This is a genomic window from Jannaschia rubra, assembly GCF_001403735.1.
GTDB lineage: Bacteria > Pseudomonadota > Alphaproteobacteria > Rhodobacterales > Rhodobacteraceae > Jannaschia > Jannaschia rubra.
In genome coordinates this window covers 74322-87582 of sequence record NZ_CXPG01000011.1, presented here as the reverse complement: position 1 = coordinate 87582, position 13261 = coordinate 74322, and the positions used below count along the sequence as shown (strand labels likewise).

At 68.9% G+C, this 13261-nt stretch carries 16 protein-coding genes; 9 read left to right on the top strand and 7 right to left on the bottom strand.

Annotated features, from left to right (window positions below):
- Positions 1 to 5: 5 nt before the first annotated feature.
- Positions 6 to 1505: a malonate--CoA ligase gene (locus JAN5088_RS02625; protein ID WP_055681259.1), complete on the bottom strand. Its 1500-nt coding sequence runs from the start codon at positions 1503 to 1505 to the stop codon at positions 6 to 8.
- Between the two features lie 103 nt (positions 1506 to 1608).
- Between JAN5088_RS02625 and JAN5088_RS02620 the strand changes: the two genes are divergently transcribed.
- Complete coding sequence (locus tag JAN5088_RS02620; RefSeq protein ID WP_055681258.1) at positions 1609 to 2796, top strand: PQQ-dependent sugar dehydrogenase; 1188 nt, start codon at positions 1609 to 1611, stop codon at positions 2794 to 2796.
- 52 nt (positions 2797 to 2848) lie between these two features.
- On the opposite strand, the gene tig is transcribed toward JAN5088_RS02620, so the two are convergent.
- The 4 genes from tig to JAN5088_RS02600 form a co-directional block, all read right to left on the bottom strand.
- Entirely contained in the window at positions 2849 to 4174 is a 1326-nt protein-coding gene (gene tig, locus JAN5088_RS02615) for a trigger factor (RefSeq protein WP_055681257.1), read from the bottom strand.
- A 276-nt stretch (positions 4175 to 4450) separates the two neighbouring features.
- Positions 4451 to 4948, bottom strand: a complete 498-nt coding sequence (locus JAN5088_RS02610) for a MarR family winged helix-turn-helix transcriptional regulator (RefSeq protein WP_055681256.1) — start codon at positions 4946 to 4948, stop codon at positions 4451 to 4453.
- Positions 4949 to 5025: 77 nt separating this feature from the next.
- The gene (locus JAN5088_RS02605) at positions 5026 to 5292 is read right to left on the bottom strand and encodes a succinate dehydrogenase assembly factor 2 (RefSeq protein ID WP_055681255.1); all 267 of its coding nucleotides are present in this window, start codon (positions 5290 to 5292) and stop codon (positions 5026 to 5028) included.
- The gene (locus JAN5088_RS02600; protein WP_055681254.1) at positions 5289 to 5666 is read right to left on the bottom strand and encodes a helix-turn-helix domain-containing protein; all 378 of its coding nucleotides are present in this window, start codon (positions 5664 to 5666) and stop codon (positions 5289 to 5291) included. Before JAN5088_RS02600 ends, JAN5088_RS02605 begins: the two co-directional genes overlap by 4 nt.
- 74 nt (positions 5667 to 5740) lie before the next feature.
- Between JAN5088_RS02600 and JAN5088_RS02595 the strand changes: the two genes are divergently transcribed.
- From JAN5088_RS02595 to JAN5088_RS02565, 8 genes are all read left to right on the top strand, one after another.
- Positions 5741 to 6943: a pyridoxal phosphate-dependent aminotransferase gene (locus JAN5088_RS02595; RefSeq protein WP_055681253.1), complete on the top strand. Its 1203-nt coding sequence runs from the start codon at positions 5741 to 5743 to the stop codon at positions 6941 to 6943.
- Between the two features lie 10 nt (positions 6944 to 6953).
- Positions 6954 to 7355: a hypothetical protein gene (locus JAN5088_RS02590; protein ID WP_055681252.1), complete on the top strand. Its 402-nt coding sequence runs from the start codon at positions 6954 to 6956 to the stop codon at positions 7353 to 7355.
- Positions 7356 to 7565: 210 nt separating this feature from the next.
- The gene (locus JAN5088_RS18130) at positions 7566 to 7760 is read left to right on the top strand and encodes a DUF4123 domain-containing protein (protein WP_158448462.1); all 195 of its coding nucleotides are present in this window, start codon (positions 7566 to 7568) and stop codon (positions 7758 to 7760) included.
- Positions 7730 to 8356, top strand: a complete 627-nt coding sequence (locus JAN5088_RS02585; RefSeq protein WP_055681251.1) for a hypothetical protein — start codon at positions 7730 to 7732, stop codon at positions 8354 to 8356. Before JAN5088_RS18130 ends, JAN5088_RS02585 begins: the two co-directional genes overlap by 31 nt.
- Before the next feature lie 130 nt (positions 8357 to 8486).
- A complete protein-coding gene (locus JAN5088_RS02580; protein WP_055681250.1) occupies positions 8487 to 8726 on the top strand; it encodes a hypothetical protein in 240 nt (79 codons plus the stop codon).
- 348 nt (positions 8727 to 9074) lie between these two features.
- The gene (locus JAN5088_RS02575; RefSeq protein ID WP_143114845.1) at positions 9075 to 9569 is read left to right on the top strand and encodes a hypothetical protein; all 495 of its coding nucleotides are present in this window, start codon (positions 9075 to 9077) and stop codon (positions 9567 to 9569) included.
- An 80-nt stretch (positions 9570 to 9649) separates the two neighbouring features.
- Positions 9650 to 10432 carry an exodeoxyribonuclease III gene (gene xth / locus JAN5088_RS02570; RefSeq protein ID WP_055681248.1) on the top strand — a complete coding sequence of 261 codons (783 nt, stop codon included), beginning with the start codon at positions 9650 to 9652 and terminating at the stop codon, positions 10430 to 10432.
- 9 nt (positions 10433 to 10441) lie between these two features.
- The gene (locus JAN5088_RS02565) at positions 10442 to 11467 is read left to right on the top strand and encodes an aldo/keto reductase (protein ID WP_055681247.1); all 1026 of its coding nucleotides are present in this window, start codon (positions 10442 to 10444) and stop codon (positions 11465 to 11467) included.
- A 7-nt stretch (positions 11468 to 11474) separates the two neighbouring features.
- Here JAN5088_RS02565 and JAN5088_RS02560 read toward each other — a convergent pair whose 3' ends face one another.
- Complete coding sequence (locus JAN5088_RS02560) at positions 11475 to 11927, bottom strand: DUF1499 domain-containing protein (protein ID WP_055681246.1); 453 nt, start codon at positions 11925 to 11927, stop codon at positions 11475 to 11477.
- A 41-nt stretch (positions 11928 to 11968) separates the two neighbouring features.
- Positions 11969 to 13174, bottom strand: coding sequence for a glycerate kinase type-2 family protein (locus JAN5088_RS02555; RefSeq protein WP_055681245.1), 1206 nt, complete (start codon positions 13172 to 13174; stop codon positions 11969 to 11971).
- Positions 13175 to 13261: the final 87 nt, after the last annotated feature.

The following is a 13261-nucleotide window of genomic DNA, read 5'->3' as shown; positions in this document are numbered from 1 at the left end:
GTGGATCAGGCCAGAAGGTCCGCGTATGTCCGGCGCAGCGCGGCCTTCTGCACCTTGCCCATGGTGTTGCGGGGCAGTTCGTCCGCGACCACTATCCGGGCGGGGTGCTTGTAGCGGGCGAGCGCGGCACGCAGCCGTTCCTCCACCGCCGCGAGATCCGGCGAAGTGCCGGGCTGCGCCACGAGGATCGCCACCGGAACCTCGCCCAGATCGGCGTGCGGCAGGCCCACGACCGCCGATTCCAGCACACCGGGGCAATCGTCCAGCACCTCCTCCACTTCCTTCGGATAGACGTTGTAGCCGCCCGAGATGATCAGATCCTTCGCGCGCCCGACGATGGTGACATAGCCGTCGGCGTCCTGCGTGCCGAGATCGCCGGTGGCGAACCAGCCGTCGGGCGACAACTCGTCCGCCGTCTTTTCGGGCATGTTCCAGTAGCCTTGGAAGACGTTGGGGCCGCGCACCTCGATCGTGCCGGTCCGGCCGGGGGCGACCGGGGCGCCGCCTTCGACGATCCGCAACTCCACCCCCGGCAGCGGCAGGCCGACCGTTCCGGCGCGGCGGTCGCCGTCGTAGGGGTTCGACGTGTTCATGTTCGTCTCGGTCATGCCGTAGCGTTCCAGGATGCGGTGGCCCGTCCGCGCCTCGAACGCGCGGTGCGTCTCGGCCAGCAGGGGGGCCGAGCCGGAGACGAACAGGCGCATGTGCCCCGCGAGCGTGCGATCGAACCGACCATCGTCGAGCAGGCGGGTATAGAACGTCGGCACGCCCATCATCGCCGTCGCCCGCGGCAGGGCAGCAACGATGGCATCGAGGTCGAACTTCGGCAGGAAGATCATCGCGCCGCCGGTCGCCAGCACGACGTTGGTGGCGACGAACAGGCCGTGGGTATGGAAGATCGGCAACGCGTGGATCAGCACGTCGCGTTCGGTGAAGCGCCATTCCCGCGCCAGCGTCTGCGCGTTGGAGATCAGGTTGTCCTGGCTCAGCATCGCGCCCTTCGACCGCCCCGTGGTGCCGGAGGTATAGAGCAGCGCCGCGAGGTCCCCGCCGTCCCGCGGCACGGTGACGAAAGTGTCGGGTGCGTCCGCCGCGGCCTGCGCCAGCGTCCCCTGCCCGTCCGCCGACAGGGTCATCACCTGCACGCCGTCCAGAACCTGCGCCATCGCCTCCGCGTCGCCGGGATCGCAAACGAACAGGCGCGCGCCGGAGTCGGTGACGAAATACTCGGTCTCAGCGGGCGTATAGGCCGGGTTGAGGGGCAGGATCACGAGGCCCGCGCGCGCGCAGGCGCCCACGACGGCGAGGGCCTCGGGTGATTTCGCCACCTGCATGGCCACCCGGTCGCCGGGGGCCAGCCCCTGCGCGACGAACGCATGGGCGATGCGCGCCGACAACCGGTCGAAGTCGGCATGGCTCAGCGTGCGCCCACCGGGCAGGTGCAGGAAGGGCGCGGCGCTGCCGGCGCGCGCCGCGAACAGAAGATCGTGGAGCGGATTGGTCATGTCTGGTTTCTGCGCCACCGGCGGGCGGGCGTAAAGCGTTCGTGACGCGGGGCGGCATGGCTCTATCTGACCAATCAGCAACAACAGAACGCCGGAGGCCACGATGCGACACCTGACCCTGCCCCTGACCCTCGCCACCCTTCTGCCCGCTGCCGCGCTGGCGCAGGGCTTCACCTATGGCGAGCGCAACACCGATTATCCGCCCGCCTTTCCCGAACAGACCCGCGCGCCCCTGACCGACAGCGGCATCGAACTTGCGACCGAGACGCTGGCCGGCGGGCTGGTCCACCCCTGGGGCATCGCGAACCTGCCCGACGGCGGCTGGCTGGTCACGGAACGCGCCGGCCGCCTCCGCCACCTCGGGGCCGACGGCACACTGTCGGAGCCCGTCGAGGGCATCCCGGAGGTCTTGGCCGAGAAGCAGGGCGGGTTGCTCGACGTGGCACTCGCCCCCGATTTCGCGGACAGCCGGACGATCTACCTTACCTACGCCAAGCCCATCGACGGCAAGAGCGCCACCGCCGCGGCACGGATGACCCTGTCGGACGACCTGGCCTCGGTCAGCGATGTCGAGGACATCTTCGTGCAGGAGCCGCCGTCGGAGACGCCGATGCACTATGGCGCACGGGTGTTGTTCCTGGACGACGGGACCGTGGCCATCACCTCCGGCGAGCATTTTACCGACGACCAACGGCTCTATGCGCAGGATCTCGACAAGACCTACGGCAAGGTCATCCGCGTCAATCCCGATGGAACCGTGCCCGAGGGCAACCCCTTCGTGGATCAGGACGGTGCCGTGGACACGATCTGGTCCTACGGCCACCGCAACATCCAGGGTGCGGCGGTCGCCGACGACGGCACCTTCTGGACCATCGAGCATGGCCCCGCGGGCGGGGACGAGTTGAACCGGCCGGAAGCCGGGCTCAACTATGGCTGGCCCGTGATCTCCTACGGCAAGCGATACGACGGCGGCGTGGTCGGGTCGGGCGGTGCTGCGCAGGAGGGGATGGAGCAGCCCGTCTACTTCTGGGATCCGGTCATCGCGCCGGGCGGCATGGCGTTCCATTCGGGCGAGACGTTCTCGGACTGGAACGGCGACCTGCTGATCGGCTCGCTCAAGCCCGGCGGCGTGGTGCGCCTGTCGCTCGAGGACGGGCTCGTCACCGAAGAGGAGCGCCTGTTGCGCGACATCGGCCGGGTCCGCGACGTCGAGATCCAGCCCGACGGCTCCTTCGTGATCCTGACCGATTTCGAGAACGGTTCGGTCATCCGCGTCACGCCGGCCGAATAACAAGAAAGGGGCGGCCCCAGCGGGCCGCCCCCATTCTGCGAGGACCGGAGACCTACATCTCTTCGAGCTTCTCGACTTCGGCCTGAAGCTCCTCCTTCGTGACGGTCCGGTCCGTGACCTTGGCGCGGTCCAGCACCAGGTCGATCACCTTGTCCTCGAACAGGGGCGCGCGGAGTTGCTGCTGCGCCTGCTGGTTCTGCTGGATGAACTGGAAGAACTCCCGCTCCTGACCCGGATACTGACGCGCCTGGGTCATGATGGCCTGCGTCATCTCGGCGTCCGTGACCTGCACGTTTTCCTTCTGGCCCAGTTCGGCCAGCAAGAGGCCAAGTCGGACGCGGCGCTCGGCCAGCTTGCGATGCTCCTCCGTCGGCTCGATCTTGGGATGGTCGTGGCCCTGCACGTCGGGGTTTTCCTCGTGCCAGAGCTGATGCGCGATCTGCTGCGCCTCGGCATCCACCAGCGAGGGCGGCAGGTCGAAGGTGACGAGGCTGTCGAGCTGGTCCAGCAGTTGGCGCTTGACCACCTGGCGCGCGGCACCGGCGTATTCCGCAGCCAGCCGCTCCTTGATCTGGCCCTTCAGGGCATCGAGGCTTTCGGAGCCGAACTGCTTGGCCAGCTCGTCGTCGATCTTCGCTTCGGCAGGCTTCTTCACTTCCTTCACCGTGCAGTCGAAGGTCGCGGCCTTGCCGGCCAGATGCTCCGCCTGGTATTCGTCGGGGAAGGTCACTTCCACGGTCTTCTCCTCACCGGCCTTCACGCCGATCAGCTGATCCTCGAAGCCGGGGATGAAAGAGTTGGAGCCGAGCACCAGCGGATAATCCTCGGCCGCGCCACCCTCGAAGGCCTCGCCGTCGACCTTTCCGAGGAAGTCGAAGACGACCTGGTCGCCCTTGGCGGCCTTGCCCTTCTTGGTCTCGAAGGTCTGGGCGTTCTTCGCCAGCCCTTCCAGCGCCTCGGTCACGTCTTCCTCGGCTGGCTCGACCACCAGGCGCTCGATCTCGACGCCCGAGAAATCGACCTCCGGCACCTCGGGCAGCGCCTCGTAGGACAGCGACACGACCACGTCGTCGCCTTCCTTCCAGTCTTCGTTGGTCATCTCGACCTTGGGCTGCATCGCGGGACGGTCGCCCGATGTCTCGAAATGCGAACTCATCGCGCCGTCGACGGCTTCCTGCATCGACTCACCCATCAGGCGCTGGCCGAACTGCTTTTTCAGCAGGGCCATGGGCACCTTGCCCTTGCGGAAACCCTTCATCTCGATGCCCGGCTGCGCCTCGACCAGCTTCTCGTTGACCTTGGCCTCCAGATCGGCGGCCGGGACCGTGATGGTATAGCCGCGCTTGAGGCCTTCGTTCAGGGTCTCGGTCACCTGCATGGGATCATCCTTTGTCTAACCGGCCGGGCCGTTCCGGCCCCCGCATGTGCGAACGTTCCCCGCCGGTGGGCGGGGCCAAATCGTGCCCGTCTCTATGTGCGCGGCGGATGGGGCGCAAGCCGATTCCCCGGCAGCCCACGCGGCGCGCCGGATCGGTACGGAACGGCACACGGCCCCGGCGATCCGCCGGGGCCGTGCGTCGCTGGCGTGGCGGTTTCACCGCCCGCGCCCGGCCCCCGCCTTCCGTGTTCCACGGGCAGAGGGCCGGGAATGACGTCAGTAGATATAGCGGATCTGGTCGGCCCAGTAGCGTTCGACCCGCCGCAGCGTTCCCACGATCTCGACCAGCCCCGCATCGGACAGGACGCCGGTGTGGCGGATGCCGTCGGCGTGGCGCACGAACAGCCCTTCCACGGCGTCGCGCACCTCCCGCCCCTTCGCGGTCAGGCGGACGCGGACGGCGCGACGGTCGATCTCGCAGCGCTGGTGGTGCATGTAGCCCATCTCGACGAGCTTCTTGAGGTTGTAGCTGACGTTGGAACCCTGATAGTAGCCGCGCGTCTTCAACTCGCCCGCCGTCACCTCGTTGTCGGAGATGTTGAACAGCAGAAGCCCCTGGACGGCGTTGATCTCGATCAAGCCCAGACGCTCGAACTCGTCCTTGATGACGTCGAGAAGCAGCCGGTGCAGCCGCTCCACCAAGGTCAGCGCATCCAGGTAGCCGGACATGAAGTCCGGCTGCTTGCGAGGTTGGAACTTTTCAAGTCGGCTCATCCGGGACACCCTGCTCTCGATATTCGTCGAAGAAGGTTTGAACCGAAAATTCCTGACATTTCGTTAAACGAAACGTCCTATCCGCGATATGTTGCGGCGCGGCGCCCAAGCTCCGCCATCAGTGGAGCAAAGCGGGCGGGGGCTTCGACCTGGCCCGTGACCCATGAATAAAGGTCGTGGTCGTTCTCGCCAAGCACCGCCTCGAACAGGGCCAGATCGTCGTCGTCCATCGCGGCCAGACGCTCGTCGGCGTATCCGCCCAGGATCAGGTCCATTTCCTTGATGCCGCGGCGCCAGGCACGGATCTTCAAGCGCTTCCGCCGCGCCTCCTCCGGGGACGTCATGCGTCGTTCGCCGTGGGCGCCCGCAGCCGTGCCTCCAGCCGGGCCAGACGGTCCGTCAGGGCGGCGGCATCGCGGCGCAGGCGGCCGAGTTCGGCTCCCAGATCGCCGTCGTAGTCGTGGCGCGCCACCGTCGGCCCATCGCCCGCGCCGGTCATCAGCCACATCAGCGACACGCTGGTCAGACCCGCCAGCGTCGAGACGCGGTTGGCGCGAGGCTCGGACCTGTCGTCCTCCCACGCGAGAATGGTCTTGCGCTTGACGCCCAGCCGCTGGGCCAGTTCGTCGACGCTCATCCCCACGGCCTCCCGCGCGCCGGTCAGGCGGTCGCCGAAGGTCGTGGTGTCGGGATCGAACCAATCGGTCTGGTCTGGCACGGCACTGCTCCTTGATTGCGGATCGCGCTTTACCTAGGACGGACGCGACCCTCTTGCCAACCCGGAGACCCGACATGGCATTCCTGTCCGACACCCTCTCGCGCGTCAAACCCTCGCCGACCATCGCCGTCACCACCAAGGCGAAGGAGCTGAAGGCCGCGGGACGCGACGTCATCGGCCTGGGCGCGGGCGAGCCGGACTTCGACACGCCCGACAACATCAAGCAGGCCGGCATCCGCGCGATCGAGGAAGGGCAGACGAAATACACCGCCGTCGACGGCACGCCCGAGTTGAAGCAGGCCATCGCCGCCAAGTTCGCGCGCGAGAACGGGCTGGATTACGCGCCGTCGCAGATCACCGTGGGATCGGGCGGCAAGCAGGTGATCTACAACGCCTTCATGGCCACCCTGAACCCCGGCGACGAGGTCATCATCCCCGCGCCCTACTGGGTCAGCTATCCCGACATGGTCCTGCTGGCCGGGGGGGAGCCGGTGATCGTCGAGGCGGGCATCGACACCGGGTTCAAGCTGACCGCCGACGCGCTGGAGGCCGCGATCACGCCGCGCACCAAGTGGTTCCTGTTCAACTCGCCCTCGAACCCCACAGGCGCGGCCTATTCGGCCGAGGAGCTGAAGGCGCTGACCGACGTGCTGATGCGGCACCCGGACGTCTGGGTGCTGAGCGACGACATGTACGAGCACCTCGTTTTCGACAACTTCGTCTTCGCCACCCCCGCGCAGGTGGAACCGGGCCTGAAGGACCGGACGCTGACCATGAATGGCGTCAGCAAGGCCTATGCGATGACCGGCTGGCGGATCGGATACGCGGGCGGGCCGGAACAGCTCATCAAGGCGATGGGCAAGGTGCAGTCGCAGTCGACGTCGAACCCCTGTTCCATCAGCCAGGCGGCGGCGGTCGAGGCGCTCAACGGCACGCAGGAGTTCATCCGCCCGAACCAGGCCCTGTTCAAGCGCCGTCGCGATCTGGTGGTCGCGGGCCTGAACGCCTGCCCCGGCATCGACTGCCCGGTGCCCGAAGGCGCCTTCTACGTCTATCCCTCCGTCGCGGGCTGCATCGGCAAGACCTCGGCGCAGGGGGCCGAGATCGCCGACGACGAGGCCTTCGCCACCGCGCTGCTGGAGGAGGAGGGCGTGGCCGTCGTCTTCGGCGCGGCCTTCGGCCTCTCGCCGCACTTCCGCGTCAGCTATGCCACCTCGGACAAGGCGCTGGAGGAGGCCTGCAACCGGATCAAGCGGTTCTGCGAGAGGCTGACGTGAGGGGCGGCCGATGAACGGCGGCCTGCCCCCCTATTACTTCCGCGTCAAGGAAAACGGCGCGCTGGTCTTCCGGGTGGATACCGAGAACCGGCAACGGCGGCTCGACCTGGACCATATCGCGACGGTCAACGTCAACAACGGACAGGTCAAGGCGCAGGGCGAGCGAGAGCTGACCAATGCCGACCGCGCGGCCATCGACGACTGGACGGTTGCCCGGCGCGAGGAGCTTGCCCGCCGCGACGTGGACGACATCCGGCGTGCGGTCGACCACCTGAACCTCACCGCGCATTGGGCGCAGTCGCGGGCCACCGAGGAACAGCTCGACGCCGTGACGGACCGGCTGCTGCTGGCCATGCACGACCTGCGAACGGTGCTGGTGCGCAAGCGCGCCGACCGGTTGCAGGAGAGATAGGCGCGAAATGTGGGCTCACCGCTCCACCTCGTCCCGCCTGGCGGGACCGCCGCGATGGGGGCGGACGGCATGGCGCGACTGACCGCGACACGCCTGGGGCCGGTCCGGCCGATGACCTCCTGAAGCGATCCGCTGCCGGAGGGGGTCGCGGCGTTTCTGGGCCTGTCCGACGGATGCTGTCACGCGGTGGTGGATGCGACGGCCTTTCCGTTGCTGCCAGAACTCCTGGAAGCGCACGGAGAGGAGGCACGGTGCCTCTCGCACGGGCGGGCCGGCGACCAGATGGCCAATGGCGCACCCTGGCTGGCGCGGCTGTCCGAAGGGTCTTGGCTGCTGCGGGCGATGGTCACAAGACGACCGGAGGACGACGTGCCGTGGCACCTCTTGGGAACCGGCCCGGCCTGATCCTGCGGACCTGGGCGGGTGTGGGGACCGAAGGCTTGCGCCGGCATCTGCGCCTGATGACGCGGCACAGGGACCGCGCGGGGAAATGGTATTTCCTCCGCTTCTGCGAGGTTCGCACCGCCGGGGCGCTCTGGGCCTCCTTCCCCGAGGACGACACCGAACTTGGCTGGCGCTACGGCTCCGCTGTCCGGTCGGTGATCCGGCCCGAGGGCGATGACCTCGTCTGCACGGGGCCGGATGCCGCCCTGCCGCAGCGGAGTGCCACGCCCGGCGCGATCGACACCTACCGGCCCCTGTTCCGTGCGGCGCGGTGGGAGGCGTTCAGGGAGGAAATCCACCGCGCCCTCCGGGCCGAGGGGCCGCCCTTCGACACCGTGCCGCCCGAGGACACCGCTGCCCTTTGCGACGAGGTCCGCGCGGCGGGCTACCGGAGGGAGGCGGCGGTCTGGAACGTCGTCCGCGCCGCAATCCTCGCCCGGAGGGCGGGGGCCGACCTCACGGACCTGACCCGCGCGTCGCGCCTGCCCGACGACGATCTCTCCGCGTCCGACATCCTCTATTCGCGCGCCCGCGCCCTCGCGCCGCCGGAGACCTGAGACGGCCGGCCCGCAGTTCTCCCGGACGGCGGCGGATGAAGACTGCGCGACCTGCCCCGACAAGACCGAGAACATCATCGTCATCGGATCCGAGTTCGAATATCCGGCCTCCGGGTTCCAGCACAAGGCGATGTTCCTCGCCTGCGGCTACGGGGTGACGCAGGGCACCCTCGTCCCGCCCGGCTACCGGCGTGCCGATCGCACCACCGTGGCCTACGTCCGGGGTGACTATTCGCAGTGGCAGTTGCGGGACCTCGACTGCCTGCGCGACACGCTGGGCATCAACGTCGTGCGGATCACCTCGTTATCTTCGCCCACGGCCTGCCGAACTATTTTTCGCTCAACTACGGCGAGCCGGGGTCGAACATGAACGTGACGTTCGGCAACCTTGCACGGGTTCCGGCCGATGCCTTCGCGCCGAACGGGCGCATCCTGTCCTATGCCTGCCGCCCGAGCACGTCGCCTACCCCCACCCCGGTCTCAGCGCCGGGTCTATTCCCCTCATCCCCGATGGCGGCGAGGTGGAAGGGATCAACGACTACGCGCTCTGGCGCAGGAACGGCGCGCGGGCCCTTCCGGTCGGTGGGAACACGTCCACGGATCAGCCCGCCGGCTTCTTCACCCTCCTGCCGGCGGGCGAATGATGCAACTGGGGCTGTTGAGCACATTCCTGGTTCTCGGCATCGCCGCGGCCATCGGACTTGCGGGAGCGCTTTTCATGACCAGACCCGAGGACCTGCCCTTCTGCCACGTCGGGACCGATGCGGAATACGCCGACTGGCTGGCGAGCCATGACGACCGCGGCGTCGCACCGCGCCCGGACGGCCCCGTGCGGACGGCGGCCTTCGTGCTCGACCCGCCCTTTCCGTTCGAGCGGGACGACCTGACGATCGCGCAGGCCTATTCCGAACTTAAAGGGCGGCAGGTCATCTTTCACGACGGCCCCATCCCCGGCGACCGTGTCCTGACCGCGGTCCTACCCGTTGCCGACCCCACGGCGCCGGAGGTCCTCATCCTGGGGTTCCCGCTCTACCGCCGTTCGGCCAACATGGCCTGCGTCTGGGCGGGCGAGGAATATCTGACGCTCCCCCGCCGCCGCACTCGCCGCGCTGGCGGGTCGACCTGCTGCGCGAGCAGGTGGCGACGGAGGACGGCGGAACGCGGTCGACACGGATCACGCCGGAGGGGTGACAGTCCGCCGACCCTCGCCTAGACCGGCCCGCGAACCACCGGGGGCCGCGCCCCCAAAGATCACCGGGGGCCGCGCCCCCGCAGACCGCCGGGGGCCGGGCCATGAAGATCGCCACTTTCAACGTCAACGGCATCAAGGCGCGCTACCTGACCGTCGCCGATTGGCTGCGCGAGGATGCGCCCGACGTGGCCGTCCTGCAGGAGATCAAGTCGGTGGACGAGGCCTTCCCCCGCGATCTGGCCGAAGACGCGGGGTATGAGATCCACACCCACGGGCAAAAGGGCTTCAACGGCGTGGCGATCCTGTCGAAGACGGCGGTGGAGGATGTCACGCGCGGCCTGCCGGGCGACGACGAGGACGAGCAGGCCCGCTATATCGAAGGCACGGTGATCGGCGACCGGGGCGCCGTCCGCATCTGCGGCCTCTACCTGCCCAACGGTAACCCGGCGCCGGGGCCGAAATACGACTACAAGCTCGCCTGGATGGCCCGGCTGGAGGTTCGCGCCCGGCAGCTTCTCGCCGAAGAGGTGCCGTTCCTGATGACCGGCGACTTCAACGTCATTCCCGACGATCGGGACGCCACGCGCCCCAAGGCCTGGGAGGACGACGCCCTTGGCCTGCCGCAGACGCGGGCGGCATGGCGCAGGCTGGTGAACCTGGGGCTGACCGACGCCTTCCGCGCGCGCACGCCGGCCGCCGGGCACTACAGCTTCTGGGACTATCAGGGCAATGCCTGGGACAGGAACGACGGCATCCGCATCGACCACTTCCTGCTGTCGCCCGCCGTGGCCGACGCGATGCGCGACTGCACCATCCAGACCGAGATGCGGGGCCGCGAAAAGCCGTCGGACCACGTACCCGTCTGGCTCGACCTCGACCTGTAAGGAGGCGTCATGCGCCACGTCCCCCTCGGCCGCGACGATACCGTCTCGGAGATCATGCTGGGCTCCATGACCTGGGGCAACCAGACGCCCGAGGCGGTGGCGCACGAACAGATCGCCATGGCGGTCGACGCGGGCGTCACCTGGCTCGACACGGCAGAGATGTATCCGGTACCGCCCCGGCCCGAGACCACGGGCATCACCGAGACCGTCATCGGCAACTGGATCGCGCAGGGCAACGCCGGCCGCATCCGCATCGCCACGAAACACTCGGGCGCGGGAAGCAAATCGCGGGACGGGGCGCCCATCACGCCGGACACGATCCCCGAGGCCATCGAAGGGTCGCTGGCCCGGCTGCAATCGGACCACATCGACCTCTACCAGTTCCACTGGCCCAATCGCGGCAGCTTCCAGTTCCGCCAGAACTGGACCTATCGGCCCGAAGGCGACCGCCCCGGCATCCTGCAGGACATGGCCGATTGCATCGGCGCGCTGGAGCGGCAGATCGACCGGGGCACGATCCGCGCCTTCGGCCTGTCCAACGAATCGACCTGGGGGATGGACCAGTGGCTGCGCCTGACGGCCGACGGCCCTGCCCGGCCACTGTCGATCCAGAACGAATATTCGCTGCTGCACCGCGCGGCCGACACCGACCTGGCCGAGATGATGGTGCATGAGCAGGTGACGCTGCTGGCCTTCTCGCCGCTCGCCACCGGCATCCTGACGGGCAAGTATCAGCGCGGCGCGGTGCCCGAAGGCTCCCGCCGGTCGATTACCGAGAACCTGGGCGGCCGGTGGTCAGACCGGGTGCAACCCGCCACGGCCGCCTATCTGGAGCTTGCGCGCACCCACGGGCTCGATCCCGTTCACATGGCGCTGGCCTGGATGCGGACGCGCCCCTTCGCCTGCTCGGCCATCCTCGGCGCCACGACCGCCGCGCAACTGGCACATGGGTTGAAGGCCGTGGACCTGACGTTGGCGGAGGAGGTCGTCGCGCAGATCGACGACCTCAACAAGGCGCACCCATTGCCCTATTGACGCCGTGCTATGTCAGGTCGAGCGCGGCCAGCCACCGCTTCACCCGCGCCTCGTTCACGCCCATGTCGGACTTTCCATAGCGCGACCGACTGTAGATCGTCAGGCGGCTGCCGTCGCCGTCGGGAACCGCGCGGACCGAGATCGCGTCGGGATAGCCCATGATGCGGGACCGCTGGACATAGGTGACGAAGCCCCCCTCCGGCGACCCGGCCAGCCGTTCCGTGCCATCCTCGGCCAGTGCAACCTCGTCCAACCGCGCCATGAGCGCACCGGGCAGCACGTCGGACCGGGCCGCCGGGCGATCGCCGCCATCGGCTACGAGATAGTCGTTCGGGTTGCCTGTCCGCTGCGCGGCCTCCGGGTCCACATGCCACTCCACGGGGTCCATGGGGGCGAGGCGGATGTATCCCAGTCCGGCAACGGCCAGACCTGCGACGGCGACGAGAAGGGTGCGTTTCATCATCCTCCGCATCTAAGCCGTCGGACCGGGCGAACAACCCGTCATTCCGCGACACGCAGGATCTGCAGGTCCGCCACGTTCGTTCCCGTTCCGCCCGTCATCAGCAGGTCGCCCGCCGCCGCCAGCGCCGGATGGCTGTCGTTGCGCGCGAGCATCGCCTCCACGTCCAACCCGGCGGCCGCGATCCGGCCAAGAGTGCCACCGTCGACCAGCGCCCCCGCCGCGTCCGTCGGCCCGTCGCGCCCGTCGGTGCCGCCGGACAGGAACGCCCATGGCCGGTCAAAGCCGTGCAAGGCCAGCGCGACCCGTAGCGCCAGTTCCTGATTGCGCCCGCCCCGCCCATCGCCGCGCAGGACCACCGTCGTCTCGCCACCCCAAAGGGTCGTGCCCGCGCCCGCCCGCGCGCGTGCCGCCACCATTGCCGCCGCCTCGGCCACGTCGCCCACCAGCGGCGCAGGGTCGAGTGTGGCGCCCGGCGCCGCCGCTCGCATCGCCTCGGCCGACAGGCGGTTCGATCCGATCAGGCGCGCGGTGCCCTGCGGCACCGGCCCCGCGTCGGGCCGGTCCAATGCCACGCGACAACTTTCCGGCATCCGGTCCCACAGCCCCGCCTCGTGCAGCAGGGCGCGCGCCTCGGCGGGCCCGCCGATGGGCGCCACGGTCGGCCCCGACGCAATGGCCGACAGGTCGTCTCCCACCACATCCGACAGGATCAGCGCGTCCACCGTCGCGGGCGCCGCGGCATGCGCCAGCCCGCCCCCCTTCAGGCGGCTCAGGTTCTGCCGCACCAAGTTCATCGCCCGGATGTCCAGCCCCGCCCCGAGCAGCAGGCGCGAGACCTCGGCCTTGTCGGCCAATGTCACTCCGGCGAAGGGCGCCACCGCCAGCGCCGATCCACCGCCCGAGATCAGCGCGAGACACCGTTGCCCGGCCGTCAGCGGCCGAACGGCCCGCAGCAGCGCCTCGCCCGCCGCGAGCGATCCGTCGTCGGGCACGGGATGACCCCCGATCATCACCCGCGTGCCCGGCAGGTCGGCCGGGTTCTCGGCATTCGTCACGACCGTGCAGGGCACCCCCGGAAACCGCGTCAGGGCGGCGCCGGCCATCGCGCCCGCCGCCTTGCCCAATGCCAATATCAGGTCAGGACGCGGCAAATCCCGCAACGCCGCCGCCGTGGCCGCTACAGGGTCGGCCCGGCGCATACCCGCCATGAAAATCGCGGTCAGGTCGCGTCGCATGTCAGTCATCGACTGCCCCGAAATTGCCCTTCGCCCTGACGGAGGCATAACGCGGATGCGACCGGCGCGCACGTCCGATCAAAGGGGGGGGGCGCC

What these genes read in the sequence shown, in the direction of transcription:
- JAN5088_RS02580 (WP_055681250.1), top strand. Translation starts at nt 8,487, where the DNA reads ATGTTCCTCGCCTGCGGCTACGGGGTGACGCAGGGCACCCTCGTCCCG.
- JAN5088_RS02560 (WP_055681246.1), bottom strand. Translation starts at nt 11,927, where the DNA reads ATGAAACGCACCCTTCTCGTCGCCGTCGCAGGTCTGGCCGTTGCCGGA.
- JAN5088_RS02610 (WP_055681256.1), bottom strand. Translation starts at nt 4,948, where the DNA reads ATGAGCCGACTTGAAAAGTTCCAACCTCGCAAGCAGCCGGACTTCATG.
- JAN5088_RS02595 (WP_055681253.1), top strand. Translation starts at nt 5,741, where the DNA reads ATGGCATTCCTGTCCGACACCCTCTCGCGCGTCAAACCCTCGCCGACC.
- JAN5088_RS02565 (WP_055681247.1), top strand. Translation starts at nt 10,442, where the DNA reads ATGCGCCACGTCCCCCTCGGCCGCGACGATACCGTCTCGGAGATCATG.
- xth (WP_055681248.1), top strand. Translation starts at nt 9,650, where the DNA reads ATGAAGATCGCCACTTTCAACGTCAACGGCATCAAGGCGCGCTACCTG.
- JAN5088_RS02590 (WP_055681252.1), top strand. Translation starts at nt 6,954, where the DNA reads ATGAACGGCGGCCTGCCCCCCTATTACTTCCGCGTCAAGGAAAACGGC.
- JAN5088_RS02575 (WP_143114845.1), top strand. Translation starts at nt 9,075, where the DNA reads ATGACCAGACCCGAGGACCTGCCCTTCTGCCACGTCGGGACCGATGCG.
- JAN5088_RS02605 (WP_055681255.1), bottom strand. Translation starts at nt 5,292, where the DNA reads ATGACGTCCCCGGAGGAGGCGCGGCGGAAGCGCTTGAAGATCCGTGCC.
- tig (WP_055681257.1), bottom strand. Translation starts at nt 4,174, where the DNA reads ATGCAGGTGACCGAGACCCTGAACGAAGGCCTCAAGCGCGGCTATACC.
- JAN5088_RS02555 (WP_055681245.1), bottom strand. Translation starts at nt 13,174, where the DNA reads ATGACTGACATGCGACGCGACCTGACCGCGATTTTCATGGCGGGTATG.
- JAN5088_RS02625 (WP_055681259.1), bottom strand. Translation starts at nt 1,505, where the DNA reads ATGACCAATCCGCTCCACGATCTTCTGTTCGCGGCGCGCGCCGGCAGC.
- JAN5088_RS02620 (WP_055681258.1), top strand. Translation starts at nt 1,609, where the DNA reads ATGCGACACCTGACCCTGCCCCTGACCCTCGCCACCCTTCTGCCCGCT.